We start from the raw sequence: 1,254 nt of genomic DNA, 5'->3' as shown, positions 1-1,254 counted from the left end.
GTCTTCAAAATCGAAAAAGCCGAGCATTTGCCCGGCGATTCGTTAAAATTTCGTTAACATAAGGTCGTCTTCAAATCACTAGTAACTATTGAAACTGAAGATCATTTGAAACTGTAGTCTATTTTAATCTTTTAAGACTTCGGCCATGGCGCTGGCTACATAGTCAACGTTATGAATGTTAAGACCTGCTATGCACATTCGAGACGTCGTCAATAGATATATACCGTATTCAGCGCGCAAACGTTCTACTTGTTGTGGACTTAATCCAGTATAGCTAAACATGCCTTTTTGGGTAGTCAAATAATCCCAATTATGGCCAGGAAGCTTCGCCTCTAGTACCGATTTAAGCTTAAAGCGCATCGCTTTAATACGATCTCGCATCGCATAAAGTTCACCTACCCATTGCTCATAGAGTTGAGCATCATTCATGACGATATCTACCACATGACCACCGTGCGACGGCGGATTAGAATAGATTTTACGAACGATTAACTTTAGCTGACCGAAGACTCTGACTCGCTCATCAGGCGTTGGGCACACAATTGACAGACCACCAGCGCGCTCTCCATATAAAGATAAATTTTTGGAGTAAGAGTTACTAACGAATACCGGAAGATCCAGTTCAACTGCTTTACGAATGGCATAGGCATCGCTATCTAAATCTTCACCAAATCCTTGATAAGCAATGTCCATAAAGGTGATTAGCTCATGCTCTTTGACCACAGCTAGTAGCTTGTCCCATTGCTCATGGGTTAAGTCAACGCCCGTGGGGTTATGACAGCAAGGGTGCAACAACACCACATCATTCTTATTCAAAGTTTCTAAGAAACGGATCAATTCATCGAATTTAATGCCACCAGTTTCAGGATCATAATAAGGATAGCTACCAACTTCCATGCCACTACCTTCAAAGATTGCCATATGATTAACCCAAGTAGGGTCGCTAACATAGCATTTTGAGTCTGGAAACCATTTATGAATAAATTCTGAACCTACTTTTAAAGCCCCTGAAGCCCCAATAGTGGCAATGGTTGCGACACGGTCTTGTTGTAATAAAGGAGCATTTTTGCCAAAGACAAGGTCTTGACAGGCTTTATGAAATCCAGTCAGACCCTCCATCGGTAAATATGGGCGAGGGGCAAATGGCGTACTCATGCGTCTCTCTGCTTCTTTAACACATTCTAGTAATGGTAACTGACCATTTTCGTCCAAATAAATCCCAACACCTAAGTTTACCTTATTCGGATTGCTGTC

The 1,254-nt window shown here is 41.9% G+C and carries 1 protein-coding gene; it reads right to left on the bottom strand.

The window, feature by feature from the left end; translation table 11 throughout:
- Positions 1 to 123 precede the first annotated feature (123 nt).
- A partial coding sequence (locus tag QZ265_RS10340) for an amino acid aminotransferase (protein ID WP_296405902.1) occupies positions 124 to 1,254 on the bottom strand: 1,131 nt, incomplete at its 5' end.

It is taken from the genome of Psychrobacter sp., from assembly GCF_018260395.1.
Taxonomy (GTDB): Bacteria; Pseudomonadota; Gammaproteobacteria; order Pseudomonadales; family Moraxellaceae; genus Psychrobacter.
The sequence above is the reverse complement of the archived record's forward strand: the minus strand, read 5'-3'. Positions and strand labels throughout refer to the sequence as shown.